Source organism: Dyella sp. Tek66A03 (assembly GCF_052567735.1).
Window position 1 is genome coordinate 4,553,651 of the sequence record NZ_CP199584.1, and the last position, 20,639, is coordinate 4,574,289.

At 63.1% G+C, this 20,639-nt stretch carries 12 protein-coding genes, 3 pseudogenes and 1 other annotated feature; of the genes and pseudogenes, 5 read left to right on the plus strand and 10 right to left on the minus strand.

Annotated elements, in window-relative coordinates; translation table 11 throughout:
- The first annotated feature begins 245 nt into the window (after positions 1-245).
- Positions 246-1,727 (plus strand): arylsulfatase, encoded by a 1,482-nt coding sequence (locus ACT01B_RS20165; protein ID WP_445144984.1) that lies wholly within the window; start codon positions 246-248, stop codon positions 1,725-1,727.
- On the opposite strand, the gene ACT01B_RS20170 is transcribed toward ACT01B_RS20165, so the two are convergent.
- Positions 1,681-2,127 (minus strand): hypothetical protein, encoded by a 447-nt coding sequence (locus tag ACT01B_RS20170; protein ID WP_445144985.1) that lies wholly within the window; start codon positions 2,125-2,127, stop codon positions 1,681-1,683. The two genes, ACT01B_RS20165 and ACT01B_RS20170, sit on opposite strands and share 47 nt — an antisense overlap.
- Before the next feature lie 187 nt (positions 2,128-2,314).
- Between ACT01B_RS20170 and ACT01B_RS20175 the strand changes: the two genes are divergently transcribed.
- The 3 genes and pseudogenes from ACT01B_RS20175 to ACT01B_RS20185 all read left to right on the plus strand — a co-directional run.
- Entirely contained in the window at positions 2,315-2,791 is a 477-nt protein-coding gene (locus tag ACT01B_RS20175; RefSeq protein WP_445144986.1) for a hypothetical protein, read from the plus strand.
- A pseudogene (locus tag ACT01B_RS20180) lies at positions 2,734-3,881 on the plus strand (FAD-dependent monooxygenase). The gene ACT01B_RS20175 and the pseudogene ACT01B_RS20180 overlap by 58 nt, the downstream one beginning before the upstream one ends.
- Before the next feature lie 72 nt (positions 3,882-3,953).
- Positions 3,954-4,412, plus strand: a pseudogene (locus tag ACT01B_RS20185) (transposase); the annotation flags it as partial.
- Positions 4,233-4,349, plus strand: a sequence feature (AL1L pseudoknot). Its footprint overlaps the pseudogene before it by 117 nt.
- Positions 4,413-4,611: 199 nt before the next feature.
- Here ACT01B_RS20185 and ACT01B_RS20190 read toward each other — a convergent pair.
- From ACT01B_RS20190 to ACT01B_RS20215, 6 genes are all read right to left on the minus strand, one after another.
- Positions 4,612-5,115, minus strand: coding sequence for a hypothetical protein (locus ACT01B_RS20190; RefSeq protein ID WP_445144987.1), 504 nt, complete (start codon positions 5,113-5,115; stop codon positions 4,612-4,614).
- 169 nt (positions 5,116-5,284) lie between these two features.
- Positions 5,285-13,360, minus strand: coding sequence for an ESPR-type extended signal peptide-containing protein (locus ACT01B_RS20195; RefSeq protein ID WP_445144988.1), 8,076 nt, complete (start codon positions 13,358-13,360; stop codon positions 5,285-5,287).
- 116 nt (positions 13,361-13,476) lie between these two features.
- Positions 13,477-14,292: a sulfotransferase family protein gene (locus tag ACT01B_RS20200; protein WP_445144989.1), complete on the minus strand. Its 816-nt coding sequence runs from the start codon at positions 14,290-14,292 to the stop codon at positions 13,477-13,479.
- Positions 14,293-14,474: 182 nt separating this feature from the next.
- A complete protein-coding gene (locus tag ACT01B_RS20205) occupies positions 14,475-15,473 on the minus strand; it encodes a helix-turn-helix domain-containing protein (protein WP_445144990.1) in 999 nt (332 codons plus the stop codon).
- Positions 15,470-16,720, minus strand: a complete 1,251-nt coding sequence (locus ACT01B_RS20210; RefSeq protein ID WP_445144991.1) for an MFS transporter — start codon at positions 16,718-16,720, stop codon at positions 15,470-15,472. The genes ACT01B_RS20205 and ACT01B_RS20210 overlap by 4 nt, the downstream gene beginning before the upstream one ends.
- Before the next feature lie 215 nt (positions 16,721-16,935).
- Positions 16,936-17,298 (minus strand): hypothetical protein, encoded by a 363-nt coding sequence (locus ACT01B_RS20215; RefSeq protein ID WP_445144992.1) that lies wholly within the window; start codon positions 17,296-17,298, stop codon positions 16,936-16,938.
- A gap of 104 nt (positions 17,299-17,402) precedes the next feature.
- Between ACT01B_RS20215 and ACT01B_RS20220 the strand changes: the two are divergent.
- Positions 17,403-17,504, plus strand: a pseudogene (locus tag ACT01B_RS20220) (IS110 family transposase); the annotation flags it as partial.
- A 620-nt stretch (positions 17,505-18,124) separates the two neighbouring features.
- Here the strand turns inward: ACT01B_RS20220 and ACT01B_RS20225 are convergent.
- The 3 genes from ACT01B_RS20225 to ACT01B_RS20235 form a co-directional block, all read right to left on the minus strand.
- Positions 18,125-18,412: a hypothetical protein gene (locus tag ACT01B_RS20225; protein ID WP_445144993.1), complete on the minus strand. Its 288-nt coding sequence runs from the start codon at positions 18,410-18,412 to the stop codon at positions 18,125-18,127.
- A gap of 138 nt (positions 18,413-18,550) precedes the next feature.
- Positions 18,551-19,897, minus strand: coding sequence for an ATP-binding protein (locus tag ACT01B_RS20230; RefSeq protein ID WP_445144994.1), 1,347 nt, complete (start codon positions 19,895-19,897; stop codon positions 18,551-18,553).
- The gene (locus ACT01B_RS20235) at positions 19,890-20,612 is read right to left on the minus strand and encodes a response regulator (RefSeq protein WP_445144995.1); all 723 of its coding nucleotides are present in this window, start codon (positions 20,610-20,612) and stop codon (positions 19,890-19,892) included. The genes ACT01B_RS20230 and ACT01B_RS20235 overlap by 8 nt, the downstream gene beginning before the upstream one ends.
- Positions 20,613-20,639: the final 27 nt, after the last annotated feature.

The window sequence follows — 20,639 nt, forward strand, 5'->3', positions numbered from 1 at the left end:
GGTGCCGGCTGGCGTGAACGTTGCTTGACCACTTCAAGCGGCATGTGAACAAACTCATGCGCCTGTTCTTCACGGGGCTGCGATCAGACTTCGCTGAGTCGCTCTCGTCCTAGGCGCTGCTCGCTTCTTGAGGAGCCCGGCGCGTCTACACCATGACTAGCGATTATGAATCCAAGAGCGGCTGCGTCTTGAGGCTTTGACAAGGCCGAACCGACAGGCAATCAGGAATCACCAAGGAGTCGATCATGGCAGAGAAGAAGCAGCCCAACATCCTCGTCCTCTGGGGGGATGACATCGGGATATGGAACATCAGCCATTTCAGTCGAGGCATGATGGGATACCGTACGCCGAACATCGATCGCGTCGCAGAAGAAGGCGTGACCTTCACCGATTACTACGCCCAGCAGAGCTGTACCGCCGGCCGTGCGTGCTTCATATGCGGCCAGAACCCGATCCGCACGGGCCTGACCAAGGTCGGCATGCCTGGCGCGACCGTGGGGCTCCAGAAGGAAGACCCGACCATCGCCGAAATGCTCAAGCCACTGGGCTACGTCACGGGGCAATTCGGCAAGAATCATCTCGGGGACCGCGATGAGTTCCTGCCGACCGTGCACGGGTTCGACGAGTTCTTTGGCAATCTCTATCATCTCAACGCTGAAGAAGAACCGGAATTGCCGGATTACCCGAAGGACCCTAAGTTCAAGAAGCAGTTCGGCCCCCGTGGCGTGCTCCACTGCACGGCAGATGGCAAGGGCGGCCAGACGATCAAGGACACCGGCCCGCTGACCAAGAAGCGCATGGAAACCATCGACGAGGAGATCACCGATCGGGCTCTGAAGTGGATGGAGACTCAGGCCAAGGCGGGCAAGCCTTTCTTCCTCTGGTACAACGCGACGGCCATGCACTTCCGCACCCATGTCGCCGAGAAGAATCTGGGCAAGAGCGGGCAGGATCCGTACAGCGATCGAATGGTCGTCCACGACGAGCAGATTGGAATGATGCTCGACAAGCTCGATGAGCTTGGCATTGCCGACAACACGATCGTCATGTACTCCACCGACAACGGCCCGGAGAACGACACCTGGCCTGATGCCGCCAATACACCGTTCCGCGGCCAGAAGGACACAAACTGGGAGGGCGGTTGGCGCGTGCCATGTTTCCTCCGCTGGCCGGGAAAGATCAAGGCCGGATCGGTCCTAAACGGCATAGTCTCCCACATCGACATGCTGCCGACCTTCGTCGCTGTCGCTGGCGATGAGAACATCACCAAGAAGCTTTTGAACGGTTACAAAGCCGGCGAAAAAACCTTCAAGGTGCACCTCGATGGCTACAACATGATTCCGTACGTAACCGGACAGGTGAAGGAAAGTCCAAGACACGCGATCATGTACTTCAGCGACGACGGAGACGTCATAGCTGTACGGGTTGACGACTGGAAGTTCAATTTGGCGGTGCAGCGCGCGACCAAAATGGATCAGTGGGCCGAGCCCTTCGTAAAACTCCGTGTGCCGTATATAACGAGCCTCCGTCGCGATCCGTTCGAGCGGGCCGATTTCAACTCCAACACCTACTGGGATTGGATGGTCGACCACATTCCGCAGATGTACCTGATGCAAGCGTACGTTGCAGAGCAGCTCGACAGTTTCGTGAAGTTTCCGCCGCGTCAGAAGCCTGCTTCTTTCAATCTGGACGCGGTGATGGCGCAGGTGAGCCAACCCCACGGCTGACCGTTTGCCCTAGCCAGCGGATAGCACGGCATAGCCGGAGAGAGACAAGGCGTCCCAACGAGGTGGTTGGGACGACCTGCATATAGCGAGTCGCCTGTCTGTCCGCGGTTGGCCTATGCTTAGCCAGCAAGCCCGGTTCGATCGGAAACGACACGATAAAATCGTACTTCTGCAGCGCATACACCACCGGCCCCTTGGCCAGCTCCAGGGCGATGGTGATCCGTCCATCAAAGCGTTGATGCAATGCACGCGCCCAAGCATCGATGGCGTCGGGTCGATGGGCAATTGTGCCAAATTCGCGCGCCTCACCGCCCACCGGCTGCAAGCAGAAGTCGTGCTTCGCATCCGCCCAGTCCAAGCCGATGAAGGCGGTTAAATCGTCATCCCGATGAGTGCTCATGCGTCAGCTCGTGGCGTGCTCACGATGCGAGACCTGCGTGCTCAAGCTCGGCGAAGCCAATATAGAGAGCCGATCACTCGGCAAGCCATGAGTATTCGTTAAGGAGCTCAAGCGCACCGGCCGGTTCGAAGCCAAAGCGGCGAACATCGGATGTTTGGGTCGGAATATTCGTAGCCGGCCGGTGTAAGTGCTGCCGCGCCAGGTGGCCATCGACTTCGAACGACTCACCGGCGCGCGCCTGCACGAAGGCTATGGCCTGACCGAGGGCAGCTGTGCTTCGACTGTCAATCCGCCTGAGGGCCAGCGCAAACTCGGCACCGTGGGCCTTCGTCTGCCGTACCAGGAGATCGAGCTGTTCGAACTTGGTGCCGACACGGCGCGAACGATCGATGGCCATCCGATGCTGGTGACCTTCTGCCAACCGGAACTGGAAGCTGCCCTGCGGCGCCGGCTCGCCAATTATTCCAGCGTGGAAATCCAGCTGGGGGTGACGCTGGATGGCTTCGTCTACGAAGGAAGCCACGTGCAAGCCACCCTCAAGGGGGTGATGCGCTGCGCCAGGTCCGGGCCAGGTACCTCGTCGGTGCTGATGGCGCAAGCTCGCTCGTGCGTCGCACGCTGGACATGGACTTCGAAGGTCGCACTTTTGGCCAAGACTGGCTGATCGTCGATGCTGTGGATGTGCCAACGCCGATCGATCATGTGGAGTTCCTCTGCGATCCGCGTCGACCAACACCGCACATGGTGGCACCTGGCGGCAGACAGCGCTGGGAATTCATGCTCCGTCCTGGCGAGCAGGCCAGCGATATGAAACAGCCAGAGAGAGTGCGTGCGTTACTCGCGCCCTGGTGCGGGACGAGCGACATCCGCATCGAGCGTACCGCGGTCTATCGCTCCATGCTCGCGAGGCCCGTCGTTTCTCGAAAGGCCGCTGCTTCCTCGTGGGCGACTCGGCGCACGTCACGCCCCCTTTCGTAGGCCAGGGGCTGGTTGCCGGACTACGCGACGCGGCGAACCTAGCGCGGAAACTCGCAGGCGTCGTGCAGGGTCGTATCCGCGAGCAGGCGCTCGACAGCCACGACCAGGAGCGTCGCCCGCACGCACGCAAGATCATTAATCTTGCCCGCTTCCTCGGCAGGCTGGTGATGCCAAGCAATCGCGCTGCTGCGTTCGCCGTCCACGGACTGATTCGCGCGCTACGTCTGTTGCCTGCCGGCCGTGCGATTTTTGACGATCTAGAGATCAAGCCACCCCAAGTGTTCGACAGAGGACTCTTCTGGGGCGAGCGAAAGACGCGCAAGCTCCTCGCCGGCTCGATGTTCCCTCAGGGCCGGGTGCGCAAAGGCGATCAGGTTACGCCCCAGCTCAGTGACGATATGCTCGGGTTGCATTGGTCACTCATCGGCTTTGGCGTGGATCCGACAAAGCACCTCGACTCCGCGCAACTCGAACACTGGGGCCGTCTTGGCGGCAAGGTGTGGCAGTGGTGTTCCTCAGAGCACGGACAAGATCTGGCGCCAACCGAGCGGCGCCTGGAGGCCATGGACACAAACGTGTCTTCGGAACTTGCTCCGATAGGCTGGATCGCCTTAGTGCGCCCTGACCGCTGTGTAATGGCCGAAGGGCCGGTGGCAGCGGCAGATCCGCTACTGAGGCGTGCGCTGCAAATTATAGAGCCCAGTGCCCCCACCCCTTGGTACACGCCCGATCCAGAGAACGGCGGAACCTCGGCTCGACCTGCCCGCACCGGATAGCCTGATGAGGAGGTCGTCATTCTGAACCGCCCCGGGTTTCGTGGAGGCTTCAACTCTTGAGAAGATGAAGCCATGAACAAGTCGAACAAATTTTCGCCCGAAGTTCGCGAGCGCGCAGTGAGGATGGTGCGAGAGCACCGTGGGGAGTACCCCGTCACTATGGGCGGCGGTCGAGGCGATTGCACCGAAGATCGGCTGTGTACCGCAAACGCTGCTGGAGTGGGTCAACCGCGTCGAGGTCGATACGGGCGTGCGCGAAGGCGTCACGACCTTCGAGGCGCAGCGCGTCAAGGACCTTGAGCGAGAGGTCAAAGAGCTGCGTCGGGCCAACGAGATCTTGAAGCTGGCGAGCGCGTTTTTCGCCCAGGCGGAGCTCGACCGCCGACTCAAGTCCTGAACGACTTTATCGACAAGCATCGGGCTACCTTCGGGGTCGAGCCGATCTGCAAGGTATTGCAGGTCGCCCCGTCGGGATATCGGCGGCAGGTGGCGCTTCGGCGTGAACCAGACAAACGTTGCGCTCGGGCTCAGTTCGGTCCTCTTATCTCTGCCGTGTGTTGCAACGACTGGCTGAAGTCGCACCTCATGCGCGTCCCACAGAAGCTAGGAGAGAGGTTATGAAGGCAACCTTCTTCCTGGCTGTCGCACCTATGCATACCCGCGATAACCAGGGCTAATCGCCCTGCTCTAGACAAGCACGCATCGCACTCGATAAACGCCTACGTGTGTGTCAGATACCCAGTCGACGCTGAATCAACAGCTCGCCCTGCGCTGTCCGGCCGACAGGTTCGAAGCCGACGCTGGCGAGCAGACGAAGTCCTCCGCGACGCTCGAGCTTTTTGTTTTCGATGGTGGCCAGTAAACGCTGCGGAGCACCGGCATCACCTATGAGTGCCTCGAAGCCTTCGATCATTCGCTGCATCATGCGCACGTTGAAACCGGGATGCCGGTTTGCCGAGCCGACGAAAATCCGCACAAAACCATAACTGCGGTGCTGCTCGTCCAGCGCGATGGCAACCGTGCACACGCCGGCGATTTCGCCGTTCGACGCATCCTGAAGAATGCTTGCGACTTCGAATGAGCGGCGCCACGCCTCGTCAGCACTGGCCAGCGCGCCTTCGCGCAGCCAGAAGGCCACGATCTGCCGACGCATGGCGTCGGTGATGGCGCCGAAAACCCAGCGCACCAGAAAGCGGCGCTGAGCGCCATGGGCGTCGTTGTTCGTTTCGCTCATGAAGGCATCTCGCGCATACAGTGAGGCTGCGTCGATGACGCGGCCGTGGATATCGTGGCCATGTCACGCCCACAGCGTGCCACGGCCGGCTTCATCGCCAAAACGGCAAAGGCCGGATGCGCGACAAACGGGAGTATGTCGACGCAACCGGCCTTTGTCCGGGTACTGCTTAGAAATGCTTGGTGAAGCCCACGCTCAATGCGTTGTCATTGAGGTGGCTGGCGAACTGGCCCTGGTAATCCAGGTACAGAATCCACGATGCGCCTTCCTGGGCGGTGATGCGTGCACCCACCGTGGTCATGCCACGACCCATCGCGTTGCCACGCAGCGCGAACGGCGTACCGTCCTGGCTGATCACGTTCACGATCGGGCCGTTGCCGTTGCGCGTGTCATAGCGATAGCCCACGTCGAACTGCGGGATATAGCTGATGCCACCGGCCATGAACGGACGGGTGAACGACACGTTCGCGTACGGCTGCATGCTGGTGTAGGTGGTGCGCATGCCTTCGAGCGCGAATGCCGACGCCAGCGGACTGGTGCTGTTCACCGTTTCGCTGAAGCCGTCCAGACGCTGGTGCTGATACAGCGCCCCCACGGCCGGCGTTACCTGCCACTGCGCGAGCGCAATCGGCCACGCGGCCTGCAGCGCTGCCGCCGTGGTGTCGCCATTCGGACTGCTCGTCGCCTGTCCGATGCCCGACGGACGCGACAGGCGATAGCTGCCATGCGCTTCGTCGACCATGCCCGACAACACCACCGGACCCGCATTGGCGAACGCATAGACGCCACCATGCACGTTGTCGACGTGACCGTTGCCGCCATTGCGGTCGTTGCCGGTGATTCGATCCACACCGGCTTCCAGGCCAACGTGCACCAGCTCGCCTAAGGCCATGTCACCGCCGGCCTGCAGACCAAACGTGGTGCTGTTGAGGCCATTGCTGCCGTTCAGCTCATTGCTGCTGCCGCTGTACTGCGCCCATACGCCGTTGTTGCACGACGACGTCACTGTATTGGTGTGCGTTGCGCCGTCGTTGCTGCCGCAGGTACCTTCCGCCGGACGCAGGGTCGCACCGAGCACGGTCGTCATTGACTGCTGACCGATCAAGTTGGCCGAGCGCATGAAGTTGGCATAAAGCGCGCCATCCTTCGGTGCCACTACCGTGGGTGCCGTCGGATTGCCCGGGTTGCTGGGATTGGTCGGATTGGTCGGATTGGTCGGATTGGTCGGATTGGTCGACGTGGGCGTACCAAGCACAAGGTCGGCTTGCGTCGCCGTGTACGACACCGTTGGCGCCAGCGCCGTGGGCACCGAACCACTGGATGTGGTGCTGGCGAACGTGCCCGTCAGTGCATTGGCCTGCACCAACGTGTACGTCGTGCTGTTGTAGGTACCCGGTGCGTAGATCAGGCTCAGCGTGCCGCCCAGCGTAGCGTTGCCCTTCACGAACAACTGCGAGGCTTCCGTCGGCGTCACGTCGATCTGCAACGTAGCGTCGGCATTTTGCGTGTAGTTGCCGTTGATGGTCAGTACACCGAGCGAACCGCCCGGCCACACCGTGCCGTCGCTCACCACGTTACCGATGATCGTGCCGTGGCCGCGCAACGTGCCGCCGTTGTCGACGTCGACGTCATTCTGTACGGATGCCGTGCTGTGCGACGCATCGCCGATTTCCAGCGTACCTGCCCGCACTGTGGTGCCACCCGTGTACGTCTCCACAGCGTTCAACACCAACGTGCCGGTGCCGATCTGCGACACGCTGCCGGTGCCGCTGATCACGGCGTTGTAGTTGATGGTGTCAGCGCGATTGAAAGCCAATGCACCACCGTTCACCACGTTGCCGCTGACCATGCCGGTTACGCCGTCACTGCTCACCTGCAGCAAGCCGCCGGTGATCGTGGTGACGCCGGTGTACGTGTTGTTGCCCGTCAGGGTCAGCGTGCCACTACCTATCTTGGTCAACGAGCCGTTGCCGGAGATCACGCCGTTGTAAACACCGTTGGCCGTCTGATCGAACGTGAGGTTCGCGCTGGCACCTGACGCCGGTGCGAAGGTCACGTTGCCCACCACGCTGGTCGAGTTGCCCACCAGCGTACCGCCGCTGATCGTCCACGACTGACTGGCGTTGCCGGTACCGGTGAGCGTCCACGTGCTGGTGCCCGACTTGCCGAACGTCGAGAAGCCCTGATATTGCGCGCTGCTACCGACGGCACCGGTGGTGCCCAGGTCGAAGGTTGCATTGGTGCTTCCGCCCAAGGTGAGCGTGTCGCCGCCATTGGTGCTGCCGCTAGTACTCACCACGTTGCCGACGAACTTGGCTCCGGCCTCGACGATCAGGTTGTTGCCGCCGCCACTGAAGTCGACCGCATCGGCCTGCACGGCATTGACGCCCACGCCGCCGGTGATGACACCTGCGTTGTCCACCGTCGAGCCACCGGTCGACACCAAGCCGACGCCGCCGGCGCCCCCTGTGACAGGCGCTCCTGAGCCGAGCGCGGGACCGGCGTTACCACCGTTGCCGCCGGTGATCGTGCCGGTGCTCGCATTGACCAAGGTGAAGCCCGAGCCACTGACGCCCGCGCCACCGGCGCCTCCCGCTCCCACCGTGGACGAGGAGCCCCCCACATACTTAGTCGCACCGCCGCCACCGCCTTTACCGCCAGTGATGGAACCGGTATTGGTTGCGGTGAAGCCGGTGCCGCTGACACCGACGCCACCCGCGCCGCCCGCGCCGCCGCTTCCCCACACACTGCCGGAGGCGTACTTGTTCGCGCCACCGCCACCGTAGCCACCCCTGCCGGCGGTGATCGAACCGCTGTTGGTCAGGTTGAAGCCGGTGCCGCTGACACCAGCGCCACCTACGCCACCGATGCCACCGTTGCCCTGGATACCGGGCAAGCCCGGGGCGGCACCGCCATAACCTCCGGTCTGCGGCCCGGCTGCCTGGCCGCCGTTACCACCCGCGCCAGCGATACCGCCAGCGATCGTGCCCTTGTTGTTCAGTGTGAAACCGCTACCTGTGACACCGACGCCACCGTTGCCGCCCGCGCCACCGCCGCCGCCGTTGCCGCTGGTCGCGTTGGTGCCTTGGTACGAGGTGCCGCCGAGCCCACCGTTGCCACCTGCGCCGCCGTTGCCGCCGCTGCCGGCCGTGATGTAGCCGTTGTTGACCACATGGAAGTCGGAGCCGCTAACGCCGGCACCCCCCACGCCACCGGTACCACCCGCGCCACCGTTACCGCCGATGCCCGCCGTGTTGTAACCGGAACCACCCAGGGAACCGCTGCCGCCGTAGCCACCTCTACCGCCGTTACCACCGGAGATATAGCCGCTATTGCCCACGGAGAAATTGCTGCCGCTGATGCCCGCGCCGCCCGCGCCGCCGATGCCGCCCGCGCCACCCGAGCCACCCATTCCCGGCGTGCCGTTGTAGGTACTGCCCGCCATAAACGACTGGTTGCCACCCTGGCCACCGGTACCGCCGTTACCGCCATAGATGTAGCCGGCATTGTTGACGGTGAACTGGTAACCGCTCACGGCGGCGCCGCCGGCGCCACCCGTTCCGCCCATGCCGCCGGTGCCGGCATTGCCCGCGGTGCCGCCGAAAGACGAGCCGCCGGAACCGCCCTGGCCACCCTGTCCACCGGTGCCACCCGTGCCGCCCGCTACCCAGTTGCTATTGGTCAGCTGGAAGTTGCTGCCGGTCATCGCAGCGCCACCGGCGCCGCCCGTACCGCCCATGCCGCCTGCGCCGCCGATACCGGCGACACCGCCCGCGTTGGCGCTGCCGATCGTCGTGTCGCCGCCATAGCCGCCGAAGCCGCCGACGCCACCCTGGCCGCCATTGCCACCCATCAGACCACCGGTGTTGGTCACGCCCATGTTGCTGCCGCTGACGCCTGCGCCACCGGCTCCGCCTGCGCCGCCCTGACCACCGGCGCCGCCCAGGCCGCCGTTGAAGGAGTCACCCAAAACGGAACTGAAGAATCCCCCTGCGGCGTAATTGCCCGTTGCTCCCGCGCCACCCTGGCCGCCGCTGCCGCCCTGGCCGCCATAGATCGACCCGGTATTGGTCACCGTGCCATGGTCGCCAATGATGCCCGTGCCACCCGTGCCGCCCGCACCACCCACGCCACCATTGCCCGCACCAGCGATCGTGGCGTAGCCCGTGACGCCAGCGTAGGAGGCGGTCATCACGTTGCCGATACCACCGGTGCCGCCGTTGCCGCCCGCGCCACCGGTGCCAGCAAGGCCACCCATCACCGTGCCGTCGTTGGTCAGGGTGAAGCTCGATCCAGATAGGCCGTTGCCGCCATGGCCGCCCGCGCCGCCGGTACCGCCGATGCCGCCCGCGCCACCGGTGCCGCCGAGCGAAAGGCCGCCGCTACTACCGTTGGCGCCATAGCCACCCAGGCCGCCGTTGCCGCCGGTGATGTACGCGCCCTGCATATTGGTTACGGTGAAACCCGCACCGATGCTGCTGCCAGCAATGGCATCGCCGCCATTGCCACCGGCGCCGCCCGTGCCACCCGCACCACCTGTGCCGCCGCTGCCCGGCGTGGCAGCGCTTGCGCTGTAATTGCTACCGGCGAAACCGCCAAAACCGCCGTTGCCACCAAAGCCGCCCATGCCACCGTTGATGCCCAGGTTATTGGTCAGCGTGAAACCATTGCCCGTCACCGCCGCACCGCCGTTACCGCCCTGGCCGCCCGCGCCGCCGGCGTAGCCATTCGCTGCCGGCGCACTGCTACCCGAGCTGGCTCCCGTAGCACCGTTGCCGCCGTAACCGCCGAAGCCGCCGGTACCACCGGTGATCTGCGCATTGTTGGTCAACGTGAACCCGTAACCGGTCACCGCCGTGCCGCCGCCCATGCCCATGGAGCCATTGCCGGCTGCCGTGGTGCCGTAGCCCCACGCGCCGCCCATGCCGTTGGCGCCCTGCGCACCCGTCACGTGCAGATAGGCGCCGCCGGCACCCACGACCATCGTGGTGTGGTTGTCCAGCGTGAACTCGCCGGTGAACACGCTGGTGTTGCCCGCCAGGTCCAATTCACCACCACTGACCAGCCAGTTGCCGGTGACGATGGACGCGCTCGCCAGCGTCCAGGTGCTGGCACCGGACTTCACGAAGTTGCTGAAGCCCTGGTACTGGCCCTGGAAGAATGGGTTATTGAGATCGCTCAGCGAACCCGTAAGCGTGGCATTGGTGTCGCCGCCCAGTTCCAGCGTGTCGCCGCCATTGAACGTGCCGCTCGTACTGACCACGTTGCCCACAATGAGCGAGTTGGCGGTAAGCACGAGACGGTTGTTGCCGCCCGAGAAGTCGATGGCGTCGGCCGGCGTGAGGCCATCGCCGCTCATGCCGCCCAAGATGGCGCCGTTGTTGACGATGGTGGAGTTGCCTGTCGACACCACGCCAGCGCCGCCAGCGCCCGCGGTGGAACCCACGCCGCCATTGCCACCCAGGATGTCGCCGTTATTCGTGAGTTGGAAACCCGTGCCGGACACACCGGCGCCGCCCTGGCCGCCCGCGCCCATCGTGCCTGCCACCCCGGACGAACCCACCTGGCCGTATTTCGTGGTGCCGGCAGCGCCACCTTGACCGCCAAAACCGCCGACACCGCCGCGGCCGCCGGAGATCGTCCCGTTGTTGACCGCGCTGAAGCCGATGCCAGACACGCCAGCGCCACCGGCGCCGCCCGCGCCGCCGCTACCGCCGTTACCACCCGCGCCGCCGGTACGGTTGTAGGAATAGCCGCCATTGCCGCCATTGCCGCCATTGCCGCCATTGCCGCCGGTGCCACCGCCCACCAGCTGATTGGTGGTCAACGTGAAACCGAATCCGCCGATGCCCGAACCGCCCGCACCGCCAATGCCGCCGTTGGCGCCACTGCCCGTGTCGCCGCCGTTACCCAGCCAGTCTCCACCGCCATTGCCGCTGTTGCCGCCCACGCCACCGGTGCCACCCAGGCCGCCGAAGATGCCGCCGTTGTTGGTCACGTTGAAGCCGGCGCCACCCACGCCCGCGCCGCCGGCGCCACCGTTACCCGCCGCACCCGGAGTGCCGCCGGGGTAATTGGTGTTGCTGTTCAAGCCAGCGCTGCCCGCGCCGCCATTGCCGCCATTGCCGCCATTGCCGCCGGCAACCGTGTTGCTGTTGTCAAGCGTAAAGCCCGTGCCCGTGACTGCCGCCGTGCCAGCCACGCCATCGGTACCGTTTGAACCCGGTGCACCACCGCCGCCGTTGATCCACCCCGAAGCGTTGACGCCATTCGCGCCATTCGCGCCATTTGCGCCGTACACCGACGTGCCGACACCGGCGCCGTCGACCGACAGCGTGGTGCCCTGGCTCATGGTGAACCCACCGACGAAGTCGGCGGCATTGCCAGTCAGGTCGAGTTCGCCGCCGGCCACATTCCACGCGCCAGTGACGAAGACGTTGTCGCCGGTCACGGTCCACGTGCTGCTGCCGGTCTTGGCGAACTGGTTGAAGCCCTGGATCTGACTGCCCAGCGTGGTCGCATCGAAGCTGGCATTGGTATTGCCGCCGAGCGTCAGCAGGTCGCTGCCGCTGGTGCTGACCACGTTGCCGATGAACTGGTAACCGGCTTCGAGCACGAGATCGTTGTTGCCACCAGAAAGGTTCACGGCGTCGGCGCGCGAGCCATCGGCATTGAGGCCGCCGCTGATAGTGCCGCTGTTGATGATGGTGGAGTTACCCGTGGCAACCACGCCCACGCCACCGACACCGCCCGCGCCAGCCACACCACTGGCGCCGTTGTTGCCGTTGGCGCCGTAGTAATAGTAATGCCCGCCAGCGAAACCGGCGGTGCCCGCGGCACCGCCCTGGCCTGCGTTGCCTCCCGTGACGGTGCCCGTGTTGGTCAACGTGAAGCCAGCGCCGATGACGCCCACGCCGCCGTTGCCGCCGGCGCCACCGTTCCCACCCTTGCCACCATCGCCCCCGGCGCCGTAATAGGCCATGCCGCCGTTGCCGCCGTTACCGCCGTTGCCGCCGTTGCCGCCGTTGCCGCCCGTGATCGAGCCACCGTTGGTCAAGAGGAAATTGTTGCCGCTCGCGCCGGCGCCGCCGTTGCCGGCCACACCACCGTTGCCGGCGCTGCCACCGCTGCCTGCGTTGCCGGGAACGAAACTACCGAAGCCGTAGAACGGCAAGGAACTGCCGCCGTTGCCGCCGTTGCCGCCGTTGCCCGCGTTACCACCCGCGCCGCCAGCGATCGAACCGGTGTTTGTCAGAGTGAAGCTGTTGCCTGCAACGCCGCTGCCACCCTGGCCACCCCAGCTACCCGAGGTCGCGCCCGCGCCCGCACCGCCGTTCTGATACCGGCCGCCGTTGCCGCCATTGCCACCATCGCCACCCCGGGTGCCCGAACCGCCCGCACCGCCGGAGATCGTGCCGGCGTTGGTGAGAGTGAAGTAGCCGGCATTCACGCCGTTGCCGCCCGCGCCACCCATGTTTGCACCGCCGGCACCGCCGCCAGCCCCGCCAACCCCGCCAACGCCATTGGCACCATTGACACCATTGGTGCCTGCGCTGCCATTGCCGCCCGCGCCGCCCGCGATGCTTCCTGCGTTATTCAGCGTGAAATAAGCGCCGCCAAGCGCATCCGCGCCGTTTCCGGCAGGGTTGAGATTGCCGGGGATGCCCGCTGCCCCGGCCTGACCGAGCACCGTGGTGCCTGCATTGGTCGTCAGCGCCACTGAATCCAGCAGCACTCCGCTCGGCAGTACGTTGGACGATCCCGCCAGCGTCACCGAGCCGCCAACGAACGCTACGGGAACTCCCGTCGCGCTGTTCAGCGCGCCGTCGATGGTCACGGCTCCCTGGCTCACGATCGTGGTCGGAGCGCCGACCGTCGGCAGCGTGCCGGTGACGGTGATCGTGCCGCCCGAAGCCAGCTGGATGTCGATGGTGCTGCCGGGTGCCAGATTGCTCTGCGCAATGGCCCAGCTCAGGCTGCCCGGTACGGTGCCGGTGCCGTCGTCAGTAGACTGCGTCACGGTGAACGTGCCACCCACCGGCACGGCGAACGCGGCTGGCGCCGAAAGCATCAGCCCCGCGCCAAGCAGTATCGCCAGCGCACCAGCCAGTGGACGCATCGGCAAACCAGGGGCGCGATCTTCAGCGCTCGCCACCGCGCCGCCACTCGGGCTGCGCGCAAACTCGGAGGCCACCTGCATGACGCCCAAAGCCCGGTTCCATACAAGACGATAGATTCGATTCATGACTTAGGCCCCCTGTTGGCCTGGATGCTTTTGTTGTTGGTTGCCGCCGTCATGCACAACCGTGTGCCCTTGACGACGGCTTATCTCGAAACGAGAAAAGGTGCGAGTAACGCTGGTCAGACGACGCGGACGTTGCGTGGATTGAGCGAGGCGTCGCGCCAGAAGACGTCGTTTTCGAAGCGTCGGAACACGTCCGGCGGCAATACGCTCATGCGTTCGCGCACGGTGATTTTTCTGCGCACTTCATGCAATCCTGGCGTGCCCGCCCGCAGATCGAATTCGTCGGCCTGATAGCTGATGTTTTCGAAGTCGTGCGCGTACGGCATTTCGCCAATGAAGTCGTACACGGCCGCGATGGCAGCAGCCGGATCGCTCACCAGCGTTTCGTACTGCAGCAGCATCAGATTCTGCGTTTCGTCGCCGTAGAACGCTTCCTTCAACGCGTTGTACGGCGCACCCACCATGCCCTCGCCGTTGGCCAGCGCTTCGCTGCGCGAATACACGGTGCCACCCGGCTGGTAATTGAAGATGGACGACGGCTGGAAGGTGTTCTTGCGGATCAACTGCTCGATGCTGTCGATGATCCACGACATGTTGCGCACGCAGGCAATCACCTTGCCCTGCGGAAACAGCGGACGCAGGTGGCGCATCTTGCTGCACCAGATGCGATTGGTATCGAAGATGACCTCGGCGCCGTATTCGGGGCCGTAGTAGGTATCGAACAGGCCCTTGAGCATGCGCTGGCGCTGCTCGTCCGTGACGAATACCGAGTACTCGTTGCGACCGCTCAGCTCGCCCAGCAGGGTGTTGAATGCACCGCCGATGGGACCGCTCATTCCCGCGCGAAAACGGGGGTTCTGGCTCAAAATGGCCGAAAGCAATGTAGACCCGGACCTGGGGAGGCCCGAGATGAAATGAAACCGCCTATTCATTGTTCCCCTTATCCCGGGCTTGATGCCCTATTGGCGCAGACCTCAGTGAGGCTGCGCGCTTTTTTTTGCGAACTGTTTCACACCTGAGACAGGGTAAGGATGCTAAGCCGCACTAGTCGAAAGCGACATGTCTGTGCGTCGCATTCTCGCGACGCCGGTGCCAGACGGCAGGCTCAAGCAGGTCAGCGAAGCTCCATCAAACTGCTGTCCCAGCGCCGCGTCATCATCTCGACCGACGGGCTCTGCGCACCGCGAATGCTGGCCGCCCGGTAAACCCCCGGAGATACGCCGAAGGCCTGCTTGAACAGGCGGCCCGCATGGCTTTCCCCCGAGAAACCGAGCATCGGCGCCAGCGTGGCCAGCGACTGATGGTCGAAGGCCCGGTCGTCCAGCCGCGCACGCAACTGCTGCAGCCGACACACCTGGATGTATCGAGCCACACCTCCCTGCGGCTCGAACAGGCGATACAGCCCTGCGCGGGACATGCCCGTCGCGTCGATGATGTCCTGCACGGAAAAATTGGGCGTGCCGACATTGGCTTCGATCAAGCGTCGCGCCGCGTCGCGCCGCGCATGTTCCAGACGATAGAAGTCAGAGCGCCCCGCCGGGCCGGCGGGATGAATCGCTACCGACAACAACTCTACCAGCGTGCGTGTCACGGCGGCATGCGCGCCGGGCGCCAGATGCGCCGCCTGCATCACCAACTCGCGCAGTAGCGATGACAGCAATGCACCCTCGCGGCTGCCGATCCGATGGCCGTGCAGATCGTCGATGTTGCCCATCGCAGCGCGCATGGCTTCGCGCGCCAGGCTGATTGTCACCAGATGCACCGACGTGGCGCCACTTTCCATCGGCTTGCGCGTATCGAGCACCAGTGTTTCGCCCGGATTTATCGCCATGGGATGCCCAAGCCGGCCAGCCCGCAGCTCGCCGCTCACCACATGATGCAGCACGAAATGGTCGAAACCATCGCGATCGACGCGATCGCCACGGGAATGGCGCACGCCACCGAACTCGCGCGCGAACAACAGCGAGCGATCCAATTGCCAGCTGCGTACACGTGCGAAGAACGGTGTCGACAAACGCTCCACATCCGCGCCCGACGCATAGAGGTTGCCGTACAGCGCGAAGCCCTCATCCGGATCCATGTCGGTGGTGTCGAATGCGAAGATCTCGGTCATTGCGCGAGTTCCGCCGCCGAGCCGCGCCAACCCGGCGACGCGAGCAGCGCCGTTGCCACACCAGCAGCGGCGGCAAGCGAACACACCTTGTAGAGGGCAATCGACAAGCCGGCACCGCCTACGCCGAGCCCGTCGCTGACCACGCCGGCCATGTAAGGCCCGACTGCCACACCCACTAGCGTGGTGAAGGTCAGGAAAAGGCGCAGGCCGATGTCGCGTGCCGGCGTGCCCAGCATCGAAGGCAACCCGGCCAGCGCGGCCACGGCTGCGGTGCCGCCGAGCAGCGATGCCAGCGCCAGCAGTGCGCATGCTTTGGTGGCCGATGGGGCATCAGGAATGCGCCAGAGCACAGGCATGACCAAGAGCAGCGCAACGGCGACGATGGACATCGGCGTGATGTGCTGCCGCCGCTTGTCCACCAGCAGGCCCGCCAACAGATGTCCCATGGGAGAGGCGACCAGCAGGGCAACGCCGAACGTCAACGCCGCCGCTGCGGGCGACAAGGCGTGCTCACGATGCAGTACCGAGGGTGCCCACGCGCCAATGCTCTGCACGACCAGCACGCTCGCAGCGGACGCGAGCAGATAAGCGCACAGGGTTCCGGGCCGCTGACGGAACGCCGCCAGCAACTCGCCAAACGCACGGGGCGATGGCGCTGCCGAGGCCTGCACGGGCGCGCGACCCCACACCAGCCAAACCATCAGAATCAGGTTGGGCACGGTCATCAGCAGGAACAGCAGCCGCCAGTGCGCATGCGCCATCGACGGTGCCCAACGCGCGAGCATCGCGAGCGCCGCACCACCTGCCAACAACGCCAGCCCCCGGCCCATCACGGCGCCCGCGGTAAACACCGCGATCGCACGGCCGCGCCGTTGCGGCCCCGACCCATCCACGATCAGACCCAGTGCTAGCGGTACGAACGCCGCTTGTCCCAGCCCGATCAAGGCACGGCCCGCCACCAGCACACCGAACGACGAACCCAGCGCAAAGATCACCATGCCTGCCGCCCACACGGCGATGCATCCGGCGATCAGGCGCAGCCGGTGCGGCGAGCGGGCCAGCGGCCAGCTCGCCAGCATGCCCAACGCGTAAAGCAGAACGAAAGCGGGCCCATCGAGAATGCCGAGCTGCGTGTCGGTAAGACCCAGGCTGGATTTGAGCAGCGGCGCGGCAACGGCAGGGAGATTGCGGTCCGCAAAGGCGGCGCAATGACCCAGAGCGAGCAGCCCCATCAAAGAGATGCTCATGCCTTTTGAGCTGACGTGAGTGTGTGACAGCGGAGCCCCCCCCCTTGGGGCAGTCCAGCGCGCCAGTGCGACGTCGATGACGATGTCTTGCCGATAACCCAGACGGCCAAGCAATGGACATGCCAACGACTACTTTACACGAGGATTGCTGTCGCGTTAGCACCCGCACAAAAGTCGCAACCCGTCTAACTGACCATTCGTGAGGTCACGTCAGGTCACTTTGTGACATGCCCGATGACCGCCTCCGTCAGAGCGAACGTACCCGGCCGCCCAGACTGAGTCTCCGGCATAGACAGCAGCATCGGCTGCACGGCCAGTGCTATCAATGCCATCACGACGCCGGGCAACGCCGGGCAACGCCGCAAAGCTTGATGAACACCGGCATCGTCACTTCGCGAAATAGTTACTGCCATGCTAATCGGGATGATGCCGGTCTCTACAGCCATCACCAGGCGTTCGCCGCGCGAAGCCTCGCCATGCGTTCCCATATAGCGATTTTCAGTATCTGCAAGCGATTGAAGTGTCGGGATGGCGCAGCGGAACGCTATGACGCTTTGCTCGAGTTTTTGACTTTTCACACAGCCTCGGTCGGAAGCAATGGGATGGACTCCTCCCCGCCTTCGGCATCGAGTGCCAGACTGGAGTTGCGAACCACCAGTCAACGGCGAGAAGGAGTCCACACATGAAGCTTAAACGCATTGGGGTCGACTTGGCCAAGCAGGTCTTCCAGGTTCACGGCGTCGATCGATACGAGCAACCGATCTGGCGTCGGCGTTTGTCCCGCAAACGTTGGCTACAGGCTATCGTTGAGACGGCCGAGCCGGGCTGCGATCGGGAGCCAGCGCGCGAATATCCCATCAAGGCCCAGCATCGACACATCGATGTAGCCGTTAGAGGCCGAATATACGTGAGCAGTCGACTCAGGGCGCTAAAGAACGGAGTGCTTGCAATGGGGAGGAGTCCATATACGGACCTTACCGTCGATTGCCAGTAGAAAGTGTCAGTTCCATTCCCAGCGAAAAGTGTCAAAAGTGACACTTTTCAATTGCATCGCCAAACCTTGCGCGATCTCACATAGTTTGGCCGCTCTCGTCTCGCATAGTTTTGCCACCGCAAACGGCGTCATCCAACTATCACTCTGTCCATCCGTCATGGCGTGATCAAACACGCATCGACGACCGTTGCTATCGATATTTCCAGGGCGAGATCATGCAGCCACTTTCTGTCTTGACCCCATTTAGGAAAGTCCAAGGCATCCCCCGTCTCAACCAGCAGCTTGGTCAGCTGCTTGAGCAGTCCTGTGGACGGGGCAAAATGACAAGGCGGCACCTAAACGAGTAGCCCTTAGGAGAGTAGGGCTAGCCCGCCGGGGAGAGGGGGGTACCGCCTTGCCGGGGAGAACAATCAGCCGCCAGATTGGTTTTTCAGGAATGCCTTGACCTGATCCAGTGTCACGTATCCCTTGTGATTGACGTCGATTTGGGCAAAGGCAGGCACGATAGGCAGCATGCCTGCCCTTGCCTCTTCAAGGGTCAGCTTGCCGTCGTGGTCCGTGTCAGCTTGCGAAAAGGCTGCCTCGGCCATCTGAGATGCACTGGGCGGCTGTGGCAGCGTAGGAAAGGACGCGTTCTGCGGAGAAGCGGCGGCGAGGGCCGGCAAGGATGCAAGCACGAGAACGAAGGGAATGCGCATGGATGAACTCACTCAATCTATGAAAGTCTAGGTCTAGAATCGTTGCGGCCCACCTGGGCAGCCGACGTCGAGCATGCTATCCCTAAGATGTTTGACAGGTATTGCTTGCGCAAGCGAAATTGTTTCAATTCGTGACATTCACGCCACGCGTGTACTCGTCGCCAATGGCAGCGTCACTACCGCTTCCAAGCCCTTGCCGTGACGTGAGTTCAAACGCAGATTGCCACCGTGCAGTCGGGTCAGCCGTTCAACGATGGCCAATCCCAAGCCAAGTCCCTTGACTGCGGAGCTGGCTTGTCCTCGCACGAAAGGATGCCTCACTCGCGCCTCGTCCCCGGAGGGCAGCCCCGGGCCCGCATCCAGCACAGCCAACTCGACTTGACCGTGAGCCATCGCAGTACGTACCGCCAGTCCGCAACCAGCGTACTTGACGGCATTCTCCATCAAGTTGCTCATCACTCGCAGCATGGCCACTGGTCGAAAGCGCTGGTCAGGAATGACGCCAAGACAAAGCTCAAACACATGCCCACGCTCCTCGAATTCACCGGCGAGTTGGAGAATGAGCGTGTTGAGGTTGCCAACAATGAGTTCCTCGTCCCCGCCAGATCGACCGAAGTCCAGGAATTGGTCGACAATGGCGTCAATCTGATCGATGTATCGACTCACATGCAATTCATCTGATCGCGCCCCTATCGCCAGCGCTAGCCGCAGCTGAGTGAGCGGCGTGCGGATATCGTGGGATATTCCGGCCAACATCACCGCACGCGTGGCCTCCATATCCTGCAGGCTGTCGGACATGGCGTTGAACTGTTGAGCAACAGCCGCCAGTTCGACGACAGGATAGATAGGCAGACGCTGAGAATGATCGCCGGCCCCAATCTTTCGAGCAGCCCCGGCAATTTCCAGCAGAGGCCGGTTAATTCGCCACTGAATCAGCAATGCAGAAAACATGATCAGCAGCACCACGCCAAGCGACTGAAGCACCATGGTTACTACCCATCCATAGCGCACTAGGTCACTAATCGGCAGCAGGACCCATGCTTGTCTACCGCCAATATTCTGGCTCACCCAGTATTGCACTTGGTCGCCAGCACGCTCGACTCGCCTGATCTCTAAACCTGGCGGCAGATTCTCGACCAACGAGTCAAAGAAAGCTTGCGACAAAACATTGCCTCGCTCGGCCATTCTCCGCCCAAGCGGAGGCGCCGACGCAATAGCAAGTGAATCGACGCCCCTCATCCGCGCCATATACTCATCGCGCCGACTAGCGGGAATTTCCGATAGCGCACTATCAAGTGCGTTGATTTGCCAGGCCGTGAGCTTGCCAAGTTCCACAGCCTGCGGCCATAGCAGCATGGTATAGGTAGCCAAAGTGGCCACGTGAGCCACCGTCGACATGATCAGAAAGAGAAGAAAACTTCGACCGAACAGCGAGCGTGGCAACATATGTCGGAGGCTTGTCCTGAGCTTCCAGCCTTTAAACATGGGCACCATCCGGAACGAACTTGTACCCAACACCCCATACGGTCCGCAGGTATTTTGGCGCGGCGGGTTTTTCCTCTATTTTTCCCCGTAGCCTTGAAATCAGAACATCAATGCCTCGATCGAAGGCCTCGAGATCGCGACCTTTCAATTTTTCCTGAAGGTGATCTCGACTCAGGGGACGTCTGGGATTTGCCGTAAATAGGTGAAGCAGCCGGTACTCCATATTTGTCAGCGACACGGCCTCACCATCGCGTAGTAGTTCCATCCGCGACACGTTGAGCACAAATCGCCCGAATTGCACCATTTCTTCATTTCCCCCACTGCTCGCTTGCCGTGCCATGTCCTGGCGACGCAGTATCGCGTGGAGCCTTGCGATCAGCTCGCGTGGCTCAAAAGGTTTGGCCAAGTAATCGTCAGCACCCATTTCCAGGCCAACGATGCGATCCGCCGGATCTCCTCGAGCGGTAAGCATCAGGATAGGGATCGTTTGCCCCGCGGCCCTTAAGCGGCGACAAACCGATAGTCCGTCTTCATCGGGCATCGTTATATCCAATACGAGAACGTCGTATGGCTCACGCTGAAGCATCTGATCCAGTCGCGCTGCTCGATCCGCGGTTTGCACAGCAATGCCTCGTTCGCTGAGATAACGGCGCAACATGCTGCGTAGGTCGGCGTCATCATCCAGTATGAGTACGCGTGGTGGTGGAATAGCCATTGAATAATTCCTCTTGAAGGGCAGACA